The following is a 14,878-nucleotide window of genomic DNA, read 5'->3' as shown; positions in this document are numbered from 1 at the left end:
GTACTCGAAATACAGCTCGTCGTCCAGAATCTGGCCGTCATACAGGCACCAGGTTTCGTCCTTGCCGTCGGGTTCGTCGTTGTTGATATCGGTGACTTGCCCACCGTGGCCAGAATAGGTCAAAAAGAACAGATCGCCTGCCACCAGCGTTTTTGCGGTACTGCGCAGGGCGCTTAAAAATTTGGTGCGGGTGGCCTGTTTGGTGATCAGCACGGTGGGCCGCATGCCTTGCGCTTTGGCAATGGCGGCCATGTCATTGGCATCGAATTCACAGGCCGCCAAGGGCCCGGTCCAGCCCGAATAGGCCGCGCCGCTGACACCATTTAGCCCCATGTGCAGCGATAGGGCCTTGGCTTTGGCGACGATGGTGGTGGCTTTTTTGGTGGCCATGGTGTCTCCTCAAAAAGAAACCATGTTCCGCCCGGCGATTACACCGTGTCAAGACACCGGACGGGTGCTACGTCCTCTAAATAGGGGACGAAGCAAGCGGCCTAAAACTGCTCTTAAATGCCCGAGCCGCCCGCGTGTTCGGCGCGCTGGATCAGCTCAATCTTGTAGCCATCCGGGTCCGTCACAAAGGCGATCACCGTGGTGCCGCCCTTGACCGGACCGGCTTCGCGCGTGACCTGGCCACCGGCGGATTTGATTTTTTCGCAGGCGGCGTAGGCATCGGGCACAGCCAAGGCGATGTGGCCGTAGGCGGTGCCCAGCTCGTAGCTGGTCACGCCATGGTTGTAGGTCAGCTCCAGCTCGGCATGGTCGGGGTTGCTGCCGTAGCCCACGAAGGCCAGGGTGTATTTGTACTCGGCATTTTCCGAAATACGCAGCAGTTGCATGCCCAGAATCTGGGTGTAGAAGTCGATGGAGCGCTGCAGGTCGCCAACGCGCAGCATAGTGTGGAGAAGTCGCATGGTGTTTTAGGTGTGTGGGGGAGCGTTATTGTGCTGGTAAATCTAGATTGCTTTGGCTTCAAACACCAAGCACGTCGTGCTGGCATGGGCATACAGCTTGCCATCGGGGCCGACGATGCGCGCCTCGGCGGTGGCCAGTTGGCGGCCTGAATGCAGTACCGTGGCGATGGCGCGCAAGGGGCCGGATGTGTGCGAGGCGGCGCGCACGATGTTCACGCCCAGCTCGGCCGTGGTGTAGCTACGGCCCGCGGGCAGGGTGCTTTGCACCGCGCAGCCCAGCGCCGAGTCCAGCAAGGTGGCATACCAGCCGCCGTGCACCGAATCCAGCGGGTTGTAGTGCTTCAGCTGCGGCGTGCTCTGGAAGGTGGCGCTGCCAAAGCTGGCTTCGATCAGCGCGAAGTCCATGGTGTCGGCGATGTGCGGGTAGGGTAGGGCACCGGACAGCATCGCTTGCAGAATCTCCAGCCCTGTTTTGCCAGCCACCTGTTCAGGCTTGGCCAGTCCGGCCTGGCCGCCGCCGGCGCGCAGGATGGCCGTGACCGCGTCACATTGGGCAATCCACTGCGCCTGGATGACTTCGCTTGTCATAGGTTTCCTATAAAAATAAAGGTTCTAGAGCATATGTTACCTGCGGCGACAGCTATAAAAAACGTAGTAAATAAAAAGGCGCATGACAGTTGCCATGCGCCTTTGGGTGAAAAGTCTCAATGCTCTATATTTAGTAGCATCTGCTGCATATGCAAGCAGCGCTAGAGCCTTAAAACGTTCAAATTTTCGGGCTTATCGGCCGAACGAACCGCGTGGGCCGCCAGGGCCACGGGAACCGCCGCCACCGCTACGGCCACCGCCAAAGCCGCCGCCGCCATTACCGCCATTCCCACCGCCATTGCCACCACCGTAGCCGCCACCACCACCGCCGTTGCGGTTACCGCCGCCGAAGCCACCACGGCGACCCCGGTCCAGCATGCTGTCTACGCTGGTACGCATGGGGTCAGGCTGACCGCCTTGGGCCGGGCGGGGCGCAGGGCCCTGGCCACCCATGGATGCCGAACGGGTGTGGTCGGGCTGGGCACCGCCGCCGTAGCCGCCGCCATTGCCGTTTCCACCACCGTAGCTATTGCCGCCGCCGTACCCACCACCACCATTGCCACCACCGTAGCCGCCGCCACCGGTGCGTGCACCGCCAGGGCCGCTAGGACGACCACCGCGGCCACCCTGGGGTGGACGTGCGCCCTGAGGGCGTGGAGCCATGCCGTCACCCTGCGGGGCACGCGAGCCACCACGGGGTGCATTGCGGGGGCCGCCATTGCCACCACCATGACCGCCACCGTTGCCACGGCCAGCGCCGTCGCCGCCATTGGCACCCTTGCTGTCACGCACGCGTTGCAGCATTTCAGTGCGAGCCGCTTTTGCAGCAGCCTGCATCACGTCGCTGCTAGGTGGCTTGCCCGCACCGCCCCAGATCGTCTGGCGACCCATGGCGATGGGTTCGGCACGCTCATTGGGTTCGGGCATGAAGCCTTCGATCACTTGCACCGCAATTTCTTGCTTGGTGAAGCGCTCGATGTCTTGCATGAAGCCTTCTTCGTCCAGGCACACCAAATTGACGGCAGCGCCTTCGGCACCGGCGCGACCGGTACGGCCGATACGGTGCACATAGTCTTCACAGACGTTCGGGATTTCGTAGTTCACCACGTGTGGCAGGTCGTCGATGTCGATACCGCGGGCAGCGATGTCGGTGGCCACCAGGGCGCGCACATCGCCGCTTTTGAAGCCTTGCAGGGCCTGGGTGCGGGCCGACTGGCTCTTGTTACCGTGCAGCGCCATCGCGGTGATGCCGTTCTTTTCCAGGAATTCGGCCACGTTGTTGGCACCGAACTTGGTGCGGGTGAACACCAGCACCTGGCTCCAGTTGTGCTCCTGGATGATGTGGGCCAACAAAGCCTTCTTCTTACCGCGGCCCACCGGATGGATCACCTGGGTGATGCGCTGTACGGTGGTGTTGCGTGGCGTGACTTGCACGCTTTGCGGGTTCTTCAGCAGCGTGGCTGCAAGGTCACGGATTTCATCGCTGAAAGTGGCCGAGAACAGCAGGCTTTGCTTGTCGCGGGGCACCGCTGCCAGCACTTTTTTCACGTCGTGGATGAAACCCATGTCCAGCATGCGGTCGGCTTCGTCCAGCACCAGCATTTGCACTTGGCCCAGATCCAGCACGCCTTGCTGCATCAGATCCAGCAGGCGGCCTGGGGTGGCGACCAGAATGTCCACGCCTTTTTTGACCTTGGTGATTTGCGGGTTCATGCCCACACCGCCAAAGATCACGGTGGAGCTCAGCTCCAGGTATTTACCGTAGGTCTGCACCGACTCTTCCACCTGGGCGGCGAGTTCGCGGGTGGGGGTGAGCACCAGGGCGCGGATGCCCTTGCCACCAAATTTGTTGGTTGCCGGAGCGCTCTCGGTGAGGCGCTGCAGCAGGGGCAACGTGAACGCTGCCGTTTTGCCGGTGCCGGTTTGCGCACCGCCCAGCAGATCGTGCCCCGCCAAGACGACCGGAATGGCCTGTGCTTGGATCGGTGTGGGCTCGGTATAGCCTTGCTCTTGCACGGCCTTCAGAATGGCCGGGGCCAGATTCAGTTCTTCAAAGTTCATTTTGTTGCGCCCGTCCTGGGCGCTTGGAAGCCTGGCCTATCGCCCAAGTTGTGAACTGGGGCACCAATCAAAGGCAGACATTTTTTAAAAATGGACGCAAAACAAGAGGGTTTATCTTGGTTTTGGCCCCCAGCGAAGTGCTGGCGTTGCAGCCAATTGGAATGCCGCAACCTGTGGATTGTCGCATGCTGGGATAATCGGCGTTCGCCCGACTAGTTTCGGCAGATTTTTTGTCAGCAACTTCACCTCCAAAAAGATGGCCCAGTACGTATTTACCATGAACCGCGTCGGCAAGATCGTGCCGCCCAAGCGCCACATTCTCAAAGATATTTCGCTCAGCTTCTTCCCCGGCGCCAAGATCGGCGTGCTGGGCACCAACGGCTCGGGCAAATCCACCCTGCTCAAGATCATGGCCGGGCTGGACAAGGAAATTGAAGGCGAAGCCCAGCCCATGGCCGGCCTGAACATCGGCTACCTGCCGCAGGAACCCCAGCTCGACCCCACGCAAACCGTGCGGGAAAGCGTTGAGTCCGCCATGGGCAAGGTGTTCACCGCCAAGGCGCGCCTGGAAGAGGTCTACACCGCCTACGGCGAAGAAGATGCCGACTTTGATGCCCTGGCCGCCGAGCAGGCCGAGCTGGAAGCCATCATCGCCACCGCAGGCACCGATTCCGAGCACCAACTGGAAATCGCCGCCGACGCGCTGCGCCTGCCACCGTGGGATGCCGTCGTGGGCGTGTTGTCCGGTGGTGAAAAGCGCCGCGTGGCACTGTGCCGCCTGTTGTTGTCCAAGCCCGACATGCTGCTGCTCGATGAGCCGACTAATCACTTGGATGCCGAATCGGTGGACTGGCTGGAGCAATTTTTGCAGCGCTATTCCGGCACCGTGGTGGCTATTACCCACGATCGCTACTTTTTGGACAACGCCGCCGAATGGATTTTGGAGCTGGACCGAGGCTCCGGCATTCCCTACAAGGGCAACTACAGCGACTGGCTGACGCAAAAACAAGCCCGTTTGGAGTCGGAGCAAAAGGGTGAAGAGTCCCGCGCCAAGGCTTTGAAGAAGGAATTGGAATGGTCGCGCCAAAACCCCAAGGCCCGCCAGGCCAAGAGCAAGGCCCGTTTGGCCCGCTTTGAAGAGCTGAGCGATTTCGAGTACCAAAAGCGCAACGAAACCAACGAAATCTTCATCCCCGTGGCCGACCGCTTGGGCAACGAAGTGATCGAGTTCACCGGCGTGACTAAGTCCTTTGGCGACCGCGTGCTGATCGACAACCTGAGCATGAAGATCCCCGCTGGTGCCATCGTCGGCATCATCGGTCCCAACGGCGCGGGTAAATCCACGCTGTTCAAGCTGATTGCGGGCAAGGAAAAGGCCGATTCGGGCGAGGTAAAAGTCGGCTCCACCGTGAAGATGGCCTTTGTGGACCAAAACCGCGACGACTTGGCGAACGAAAAGACCGTCTGGGAAGACGTGTCCGGCGGGCTCGACATACTGAACGTGGGCAAGTTCCAAATGGCCAGCCGCGCCTACTGCGGCCGCTTCAACTTCAACGGTGGCGACCAGCAAAAGCGCGTCGGTTCGCTGTCGGGTGGTGAGCGTGGCCGTTTGCACTTGGCCAAGACCCTGATTGCAGGCGGCAACGTGCTGATGCTGGATGAGCCATCGAATGACTTGGACGTGGAAACCCTGCGTGCGTTGGAAGACGCGCTGCTGGAATTCGCAGGCACCGTGATGGTGATTAGCCATGACCGGTGGTTCCTGGACCGTATCGCCACCCACATCCTGGCCTGCGAAGGCGACAGCCAGTGGACCTTCTTTGACGGCAACTACCAAGAGTACGAAGCCGACAAGAAGAAGCGTTTGGGCGAAGAGGGTGCCAAGCCAAAGCGGATGCGCTTCAAAGCATTGAAGTAGGCAAGGGATAATCACACCCCCATGGCGCTCACTGCGTGTAGCGCCTACCCCCTTGCAGGGGGGCGATACCAGCAGCCTGGCGGAGCCAGTTCTGCGGTATCTCTGGAAGGGAGACGGCTCGTTTATGCGGGCCGTTTTTGTTTTTTCGCCGCTTATTCTTCTGCGGCTGGATCGGATGCTTGCGGCCAATTGGCTAGCAGTCGGCCGCGTACGGCGTAGATGTTGTTACGCAGGGCGTAGAGCTCGTCGGTGTACGAAAGGGGGACGGTGATGCGATGGGTCACACGGTCGAGTTCATCGAGCTCGTCCAGCAAGGCATTGCGGTCGCCGGTGCGGGCATCGACTTTGGTTTCGATCTCGCGCAGGCGGGCGTACCAGCGGAAAACCCGGCTACGGACCCGAAACTGGTACAGCGGCGGCACGATTTTGCTCAGGGGCAACATCAGTACCACTAGGCCGCCCAGCACCAGCCACATGCGTTCGATCAGGTTGCTGGCCCAAAAGGGCAGGTAGCGTTGCCAGAATGGCGGCGTGCCGTTGATGGCGCGGTCGCCTTCTGGGCTGACCGGTAGTTCGCTGGTCCGGGTGTTGGGGAAGTCGCGCGCCCGGTTGAACCAGCCTGCGCCGCTGTGCACGGTTTGTGCGCTCTGGGCAAACAGTTGGCGCAGGGCAGGGTGGGTCTGGTCGCGGGAAATCAACGAGGTGGTGGCGGCCAGCATGTACACGTCGTGCGGCGGTAAGTCAGCGGCCAGGTCAATCACACCGCGCGGCAGCGTTACGGCCGACAGGAACGGAAAGCGCCGGGCATAGGCGTCGTTTTGGCCGAAGTCCATTAACTGGATGCCACGGGTGCGCAACAGGCGCTGCACCAGCGGCGACTGGGGTGCCGAGGCCAACACGACCACGTCCAGTTTGCCTGCCAGCAGCGCGTCCACAGCGGGCGCAGGTTCCAGGTTCGATGCCCGTAGCGAATGGAGTTCGATGTGGTTGGCTTTGAACATTTTCTCCATGATGTCGGGCACGCCGCTGCCTGGTTTGTCGATGTTGATGTGCAGCGTCTTTAGCTGGGGCAGGCCGGTCAGCGCAGCGGTGTCAGGGGCAATTTTGCGGGCCGCGTCGGTGCGGTAGAACAGCCACAGCGGCTCAAAGAACAGGCTGCCTAAGGACATCAAACCCGCTTCTTCATCGGCGACAGGGTCGGCACTGCCGCCACGCACAAAGCCCACGTCGGCCTCGCCATTACGCAGCATTTGCAGGTTGTCGGCTGCGCCATCGGTGGCCTTCAGTACCACCTCGATGCCATTGAGCTTGAGTGCGCTGGCGTAGCGCTTGCCAAACTCGGCATAGGCACTGCCAGCAGGTCCGGTGGCGAGGATGACGGTTTTCGGCGGTTGCGGGTCGAGATACCAGTATGCGGCAGCCAGCGCGCCGATCACGAAGAATACGACCGGTCCGGCCGAGACGATCAGGTCGCGCAGGGACAGCAGGATCAGTTTGAGTGTCTTGGGCATGGGGGCCGATTCTAGGAGGGCCCAGAGTCTGCGCTGCTTACGCCTCTACATAGCGGTGCAACCACTCACCAAAAGCCTGCGCCGGAACCGGGCGACTGAACAGGTAGCCCTGGTAGGCATCGCAACCCTGGGTCGCAAGAAAGCTGCGCTGTGCCTCCGTTTCTACACCTTCTGCAATCACCGCCAGGCCCAGGCTGTGGCCCAGCGCGATGACGGTGCGGGCGATAGCCGCATCGTTAGGGTCGGTGAGAAGGTCCCGCACAAAAGACTGGTCGATCTTTAGTTGCTCCAAGGGCAAGCGCTTCAGATACGACAACGATGAATACCCCGTGCCGAAGTCGTCCAGCGAAAACCCCACACCGCTGGCCTTGAGCACCCGCATTTTGGCGATGGTTTCCTTTACGTCGTTGACCAGCAGGCTCTCGGTCAGTTCCAGTTTCAACAGGTGCGCTGCTGCGCCGGTGCTGCCGAGTACCTGCAGCACCGATGCCACAAAATCGGGCTGGCGGAATTGCCGTGCGCTGACATTCACCGCCAGTGTTAAATGCTGGGTGGCGGCTTGCAGGCTCCAGGCATGGAGCTGGGTGCAGGCCTGCTGTAGCACCCAAAGCCCCAGCGGCAAGATCAAACCGGTGTCTTCGGCCACGGGAATGAACTCGTTAGGTGGCACCATGCCGCGCAGCGGGTGCGGCCAGCGCAACAGCGCTTCGGCTCCCAAGGGCTGACCCTTTGCATCCACCTGTACCTGGTAGTACAGCTGAAATTGCTGTAGCAGCAGGGCGCGGCGAATGTCGGCTTCCAGCGCTACGCGCGTGTTCACCACCGCCTGCATCTGCGGGTCGTAAAAACGCAGCGTATTGCGCCCGGCCGCTTTGGCCTGGTACATGGCCAGATCAGCCTGCTTCAGTAGTTCGTCGATACTGGCATCCATGCCCTGGTACAGGGTGATGCCCAGGCTCGCCGACAACTGGTGCTCGTGTGTTTCCAGTAGATAAGGCTGGGTGATGGCATGGCGCATCTTTTCTCCCACCGCCTCGGCGTGGGCGGCAGCTTCTTCGCGGTTGGCGCTCAGCTGCGTCAGCAGCACCACGAATTCATCGCCGCCCAAGCGTGCCACGGTGTCGGTGGCACGCACGCATGCGGCCAGCCGTGTCGCCACCTGCTGTAGCAACAAGTCACCCATGTCGTGGCCCAAGCTGTCGTTCAGCGCCTTGAAGTTGTCCAGATCAATGAACTGCAGCGCGCCAAAATGGTGGCTGCGCGCGCCCAGCGCCAAGCCCTGGCGCAGCCGGTCCACCAGCAAACGACGGTTCGGCAAATGGGTCAGTGGATCGTAAAACGCCAGTTGGTTGATTTCTTCTTCGGCAGCTTTACGCTGCGTGATGTCGTTGAAGGTGTTGACGTAGTGCGTGACTTGGCCGTGGGCATCTTTCACTACCGTGGTGCTGCGCGAATCCGGGTAAATTTCGCCGTTTTTGCGTCGGTTCCAGACCTCGCCGCGCCAGGTACCGGTGGCATCCACACTGTCCCACATGGCCTGGTAAAACTCGCGCGGGTGTCGGCCCGAATTGAGGATATTCAGGCTCTGGCCCTGCACATCGGCTTCGGTGTACCCGGTAATCTGGGTAAACGCCGAGTTGCAACGCAAGATGCGACGCTGTGCATCGGTGACCGCCATGCCATCCTGCGCATTGAAGGCCGTGGCGGCAATGCGCAAGTCTAGATCCGCCTGTACCCGCTGGGTGATGTTGCGGGCCAGCAGAATAAAACGGGGAGCATCCTGGTCGGGCCCGTCCAAAGTTGTTTTGCGCGCCACCGAGATTTCAAACCACTGAAGTCCCTGGGCAAACGGCAGCTCTAGCTGGCCGCCCTCTGAGCGTCCAATCTGCTGCGCCTCGCTCAAAGCCATGGCCACCGTGAGCGCGGCCTCTGTGGGTAATAGGTCTTCGGCCTTGCGGCCCAGATACTGTCCAGGTCGGATGTCCAGCAGCAGGGCAGGGGGCATGCGGCAGTCGTACACCGTGCCATCCAGGCCGAGTTCGAACATCAGGTCGGGAATCGCGTCCAGCGTGGCCTGCAGCTTGTTCTGAGTGGCAGATATTTCGCAGGTGCGCTCGGCGACCTGGGTTTCCAGGTTCTGTTCCTGGCGTTTGAGTTGCATCAGCAGGTGGGCCGCCCAGCCCAGCAGGGCGCTGAATAGCACGCCCAGCGCCACTTTGAACGCCAGCCCGGCCGGATCTCCCCAGCCCTGGATGGGCGCGGCACTCAGCACCCATTTTCCATTGGGTACCAGCACATCCCGGTCTACGGTATCGGCTGGAGCCTGGGTGCCGGACATGGCAATGCGCTGCCGGAGCTGGCTGTCGGGCCGGATGCGCCATAGCTCATAGGCGATGCCGTGTTCGGTCAACTGCGCCACGCCACTGCCCGCCAATGCTTCTGGCAAGCGGATCACCACCGACACAATCCCCCAAAACCGTGGACCGGAAGGGTGCACGCGTGTCTGCTGAGAATCTTGCAAATACACAGGCAAACGGCCTACCACGCCCAAACCACCCTGCACCAGGTTTAGCGGCCCTGCCAGCGTGAGTTTGCCGGTTTGTACAGCGAGCTTGGCTTCTTTGCTTTGCTTCGGATCTGTGAGCTGGTTAAAACCCAGGGTGGCCTCGTTGCCTGCCAACGGCACCACCTGGCGGACAATGCCGTCGGGGGACAAGGCAAACATGGTCACACCCGGGTACAAAGACAGCATTTCGCTGGCCACACCTTCAAAATTAGAGAATTCCCCGCCCGCCTGGTGGACCATCGCTGACAGCGCGTAGGCACTGGACAGCGCCCGTTCAATCGTGCTCTGGATGGCGTGCGCCCGGTCTGCCACGATGCTGTCGACTCGGGCGCGTTCGCTTTGCACCCGGCGCTGTTCCATGTTCCACACCAACAGGCACGCCGCACAAGCCGTGATCACAAAAACAATGCCTGCCACCACCCATCCATGAACAGCGTGGGAATAGCGTCGTAAGGGCCTGGTGGTCATCGTGGATGGAGGTTCATTTCGTCTCTGAGTGTGTCAGTTTGTTTCTTCTGGGCGGACTATATAGCCTATAACTTATCCCCCTGCCAGGACCGTCATGCCAAGAGGCGATGGCACCTGGCACCAATAACGCAGAAGCCGTGGCAGGCGATACAGGGCGCAGGTCCGCATGGCGTAAATATATATAAAAAACTGCTTTTACGCTTATGCAGCATGCGCAAGAAGCTATTATTTAGATAGTAAAAATTTAACGGGCGTCTCTACGGTTGGCGTAACCAATGAGGCTGCGCACGTTTGCCTTGACCTGGTGGAAACAGAGTTGGGTCGCACGTTGTGACTACGGGTAAGTTGATAAGTTTTAGGCATCCTCTCCTTCTATTTATTTCCTGCGCTGAGGGGTTCACGTACCGATCGCTGAAGAAAGTTTTTTTGACGAAAATTCCGGTAGCGACGGAGTACTTACGTATGCTTACAATGTTTTTTCCGATAAGGCAAAAAAATACCCATTCTTGTTGGCCACCGCGGCTAGGAAACATCCAAACCTAAACGAGGCCCAAGACCGCACATGCCCTACCGCCCCCGAAAAGTCTCGCTGCACGTCTACGTCTCCAGCCTTTTCTTGGCCTTGTTGTTTGCTTTTGCGAGCATCATCGTTACCACGCAATACATTCAGACGCGGAACATGTTGTTGGCCTCGGCGGCACAAATTTTTGAGCGGATTGGGCAACAAACCAGCTTGGCGTTGAATGCGCGCAGCGGACCCGCAGCGATGATGGCCCGCTTGCTGTCAAGTACCCGTCTGGTGATGGCCGCCAGCGAGAGCGACCGTTTGACATTTGTGCAATTGATGGCGGACTCTCTTAGCACCGGGTCGGGTATCTCTGCGGTGTATGTCGGTTATGACAACGGCGATTTCATCTTGATGCGCCAGTTGGACGAGCAATCGGTGTGGGGGCGTTCGGTGCAAGCGCCAGTGGGTACTGTGTACCTGGTCCAGAGTACTTCGCGCGATGCCGAGGGTTTGCGCATTGGGCGCTTCTTGTTTTACGACGCGCAACTGGCGCTGCTGGCCGAGCGGCTGGAGCCGAACTACGCTTTCGACCCCCGGGTACGTACCTGGTTCACCATGGCGAAACGCTCTTCGGATGGCATCCAGACCGATCCCTACATTTACTTCACCACCGGTGAGGTGGGTATCACCTTTGCGCACCGCAACATGCAAAGCACGGCGGTGGTGGGTGTCGATGTCACGCTAAAGTCCCTGGACGACTTGCTGCGCTTGAGTAAAGCATCGCCAACCGCGGAGTCGGTGATTACCGATCGGAATGGGTACGTGCTTGCCAGCAGCCGGCCAAATGTGGTTCTACAGGTGAACGACATCGGGAATCCGGTGTTGCTCAAGCTGGACGACCTGCAGCAGCCGGTATTCGATAAGGTGTTTGCGCACGCGACTTCAGTAACATCCGCAGGCTCAGCACCCGTCGCGCCCGCCACACCGGCGCTGGGCGCCAACGTGACCGAGCTCGATTCCGACCGTTGGCTGACCTCACAGGTGCTACTGCCAGGAGAAGTGCCCATAACCCTAACCATGATTGCACCGGAGCCTGAGTTGCTGGTGGAGGCCTACCGCATCCGGCGCAATCTGCTGTGGCTGGTGGTTGGCGCGCTGTTGTTGGCGATTCCGGCGGCACTGTGGTTATCGCGCCTGGTATCCAAATCGCTCAACCGCTTGACGACGGAGGCCAACGAGATCAATTCGCTGCGTTTTGAGAAACCACTGCGCGCCAAGTCTTTCATCGTCGAGATTGACCGGTTGGCCAGCGCCATGGCAACCATGAAAGCCACGATCACTCGGTTGCTGGCGATCAGTGCGGTGCTCGGCGGGGAGAAGCGGTTTGACCACCTGCTGAACCGCATTGTGGGTGAAACCATCCAGGTGGCCAACGCCCGTGGCGGCGTGGTCTACTTGACCGAACCCGACGGCAAGCTGAAACCGCAGATCGCCAGCATGGACGGCGAGCTGCTGACCGAGTTGCAGTTGCCGATCTTGGTGCCCGGGGTAGACGATGACCATCCTGTGGTGCGTGCCGCCGCAGGCCACATTGTCGAAGCACTGCTGACGCCAGCTGAGGCTACCCGCTGGTACCCCGCGCTCGACTACACAGGCGCATTTCAATTGCTGGCGATTCCGCTGATGAACCGGCGCAGCGAATTGATCGGTGTGTTGCTTTTATCAAGTGACCCGGATGCCGACGAACGCGCCCAACACATCCACGTTCGTGCCCTTGTGGAAGCCGTGTCGGGCACAGCGGCCGCGGCCATTGAAACCAACCGACTGATACTGGAGCAGAAGCAGATGATGGAAGGCATCATCGAACTGATTGCCGGCGCCATCGACTACAAAAGCCCCTACACCGGCGGACATTGCGCCCGGGTGCCGATGTTGACCGAGATGTTGGCGAAGGCCGCCGTTAACGAAAAACAGGGACATTTTCAAGACTTCACCCTGAACGAGGAGCAGTGGGAAGAGCTGAGCCTTGCAGCCTGGTTACACGACTGCGGCAAGGTCACGTCGCCCGAATACGTCATTGACAAGGCGACCAAGCTAGAGACCATCAGCGACCGCTTGCATGAGGTGCGTACACGCTTCGAGGTCATCAAACGCGAAGCCGAAGTTGCCTGTTGGAAAGATATCGCCGCAGGCGGCTTGCAAGGCGCAGAACGTGATGCCCGGTTGGCACTATTGCAGGCTCTTTGGGCGGAACTGGACAATGATTTTGGCTTTGTGGCGGCCAGCAACGTAGGAGGGGAGTTCATGGCCCCCGCACACATCGAACGCTTGCAGAAAATCGCCGCACGGACTTGGACCCGCACGCTGGATGACCGCGTCGGCTTGTCGCACATTGAGCAAGCGCGCCGACAGCAGCAACCGGTGGTGCCCTTGCCGGCGCAAGAGCCGCTGCTGGCCGATCGGCCAGACCACATCATCGAGCGCCCCGCGCGCGAAACCTTGGCCGAAGACAATCCCTGGGGCTTCAAGATGAAGGTGCCGCAGCATCTGTATAACTACGGCGAGATCTACAACCTGTCGATCCGCCGTGGCACGTTGACCGATGAAGAGCGCTTCAAGGTCAACGAACACATGATTGAGACCATCCGTATGTTGACCTTGCTGCCCCTGCCACGGCATTTGCGCAATGTGCCCGAGATCGCTGGCGGCCACCACGAAAAGATGGACGGCACCGGTTACCCCAAGCGGCTAAAGCGCGACGAGATGAGCATCCCCGCCCGCATGATGGCGATTGCCGATATTTTTGAAGCACTGACGGCAGCCGACCGCCCATACAAGAAGGCCAAGACCTTGTCGGAGTCGATAGCCATCATGGCGAAGATGCGGGACGATGCCCACATTGACCCTGATCTGTTCGACCTGTTTCTACGGTCGGGCATCCATGTCGAATACGCGGCCAAGTTTCTGAACCCGGAGCAGGTGGATGAAGTCGAAGTGGAGCAGTACCTTGCACAGCGCTGACAGCTTGCGCGCCAAAGGTGGTCATTTCGCGGGCGTAATCATGTCGGCCATGTGCACTTTAAGTCTGCTTCCAACTGCCGCCTTGGCCGATGCGGCCCAGCAGCGCGCAGAAGCCCGCGTGGCGCGGGCGTTGGACCTGCGCTCTGGCTGGGATGGCCCAACCGCGGGCCCCCGCGCTGTAACCAATAAAAGCGTGGTTTTCGTCGCCGTCGATTTAAAGAACTCCGGCATTGCCGGTGCGCTGGCCGGCGTGAGGGAGGCTGCAGCCGCGATTGGTTGGAAGTTAAGCGTGATTGATGCGGTGGGTGACGACAAAAAACTAGTGCAGGCCTTGAAAGCCTCGTCCGGTGGCGACGGCATCATCCTCGGTGGTTTTACAGCCGCAGACTTTGCACCCTGGATAGGCAAGATGGTCGGCAACAAAGGTGTCGTCGTCGGTTGGCATTCAGCGTTTGAGCCGGGAGCCGTACCCGGCACCGAACTATTCACCAATGTGGCCACCAGCTCACGCGAGGTCTCTCTGGCCGCCGCCTCTTATGCGGTAGTACAGGGCAAAGGGCGGGGCGGTATGGTGGTGTTCACCGATACACGATTCGGTATTGCGCGCGCCAAGGCCGACGACCTATCGGTCGTCGTGCGCAACTGCCGTGGTTGCGAGCTGCTGGAAGTGGTCGACATGCGCTTGGACCGGGTAGACGAAGAAATGCCCGCCAAGGTTGAAGAGTTCAAAGCGCGCTTCGGCGCCCGCTGGACGCACACGCTGGGCATCAACGACCTGTATGCAGATGCCCTGGCCAACGCTGGTAACGCGCCCAAAATGCTAAGCAATATCTCCGCCGGAGACGGATCCCCGAGTGCTTTTCGGCGTATCCGTGCTGGCACCGGTCAGGCGGCAACCGTCGCCGAGCCGCTGAATTTGCAAGGCTGGCAGCTGGTCGATGAACTGAACCGCGCCTTTGCGGGTGAACGTCCCAGTGGCTATGTACCGCATGCGCATTTGGTAGTGGGCGACAACGTGATGCAGTCCGGTGGAGATCGAGACCAATACGACCCGGACAACGGATATCGCCAGTCATACAGGAAGATTTGGGGCAAGTGAGGAGCTTTAGGGCTGCCCAAGACAAGCCATCCGATGAATCGGCAGAAAACTGCTGGATGCGGATCGGACCGCTTAGCTACCGGTTAAGATGCCGTGAATTTACTTCATACGATGTATATTATGTTAAGTTTTAGAAACGGTATCGTAATGGAAATGGCCAATTTCAAAGATTGCATGAAAAAAGCACTGCTAACCCACGCAGCACCTCCACAGGCAGCTACAGATCC

General features: G+C 60.0%; 9 protein-coding genes. 3 read left to right on the top strand and 6 right to left on the bottom strand.

All coding sequences use genetic code 11. The features are described from left to right. From ABI213_RS17540 to ABI213_RS17525, 4 genes are all read right to left on the bottom strand, one after another. Positions 1-390: caspase family protein (locus ABI213_RS17540; protein WP_348028023.1), on the bottom strand; the 390-nt coding region annotated here is incomplete at its 3' end. Positions 391-503: 113 nt separating this feature from the next. Further along, positions 504-911: a lactoylglutathione lyase gene (gene gloA / locus ABI213_RS17535; protein WP_348008851.1), complete on the bottom strand. Its 408-nt coding sequence runs from the start codon at positions 909-911 to the stop codon at positions 504-506. Between the two features lie 42 nt (positions 912-953). Beyond that, positions 954-1,499 carry a PaaI family thioesterase gene (locus ABI213_RS17530; RefSeq protein ID WP_348008850.1) on the bottom strand — a complete coding sequence of 182 codons (546 nt, stop codon included), beginning with the start codon at positions 1,497-1,499 and terminating at the stop codon, positions 954-956. A 192-nt stretch (positions 1,500-1,691) separates the two neighbouring features. Then, positions 1,692-3,560, bottom strand: coding sequence for a DEAD/DEAH box helicase (locus ABI213_RS17525; protein ID WP_348028021.1), 1,869 nt, complete (start codon positions 3,558-3,560; stop codon positions 1,692-1,694). A gap of 256 nt (positions 3,561-3,816) precedes the next feature. Here ABI213_RS17525 and ettA point away from each other — a divergent pair, with 256 nt between their 5' ends. After that, a complete protein-coding gene (gene ettA / locus ABI213_RS17520; RefSeq protein ID WP_348008848.1) occupies positions 3,817-5,478 on the top strand; it encodes an energy-dependent translational throttle protein EttA in 1,662 nt (553 codons plus the stop codon). A 152-nt stretch (positions 5,479-5,630) separates the two neighbouring features. Here the strand turns inward: ettA and ABI213_RS17515 are convergent, their stop codons facing one another. Both ABI213_RS17515 and ABI213_RS17510 read right to left on the bottom strand, forming a co-directional pair. Further along, a complete protein-coding gene (locus ABI213_RS17515) occupies positions 5,631-6,989 on the bottom strand; it encodes a TAXI family TRAP transporter solute-binding subunit (protein ID WP_348008847.1) in 1,359 nt (452 codons plus the stop codon). Between the two features lie 37 nt (positions 6,990-7,026). Next, positions 7,027-9,972 carry an EAL domain-containing protein gene (locus tag ABI213_RS17510; protein ID WP_348008846.1) on the bottom strand — a complete coding sequence of 982 codons (2,946 nt, stop codon included), beginning with the start codon at positions 9,970-9,972 and terminating at the stop codon, positions 7,027-7,029. 613 nt (positions 9,973-10,585) lie between these two features. Between ABI213_RS17510 and ABI213_RS17505 the strand changes: the two genes are divergently transcribed. Next, the gene (locus ABI213_RS17505; protein WP_348008845.1) at positions 10,586-13,552 is read left to right on the top strand and encodes an HD domain-containing phosphohydrolase; all 2,967 of its coding nucleotides are present in this window, start codon (positions 10,586-10,588) and stop codon (positions 13,550-13,552) included. After that, positions 13,515-14,651, top strand: a complete 1,137-nt coding sequence (locus ABI213_RS17500; protein ID WP_348028019.1) for a sugar ABC transporter substrate-binding protein — start codon at positions 13,515-13,517, stop codon at positions 14,649-14,651. Before ABI213_RS17505 ends, ABI213_RS17500 begins: the two co-directional genes overlap by 38 nt. Positions 14,652-14,878 lie beyond the last annotated feature (227 nt).

The organism is Rhodoferax sp., assembly GCF_039922535.1.
In the GTDB taxonomy this organism is placed as follows: domain Bacteria; phylum Pseudomonadota; class Gammaproteobacteria; order Burkholderiales; family Burkholderiaceae_C; genus Rhodoferax_B.
This window is presented reverse-complemented; position numbering and strand designations above follow the sequence as displayed.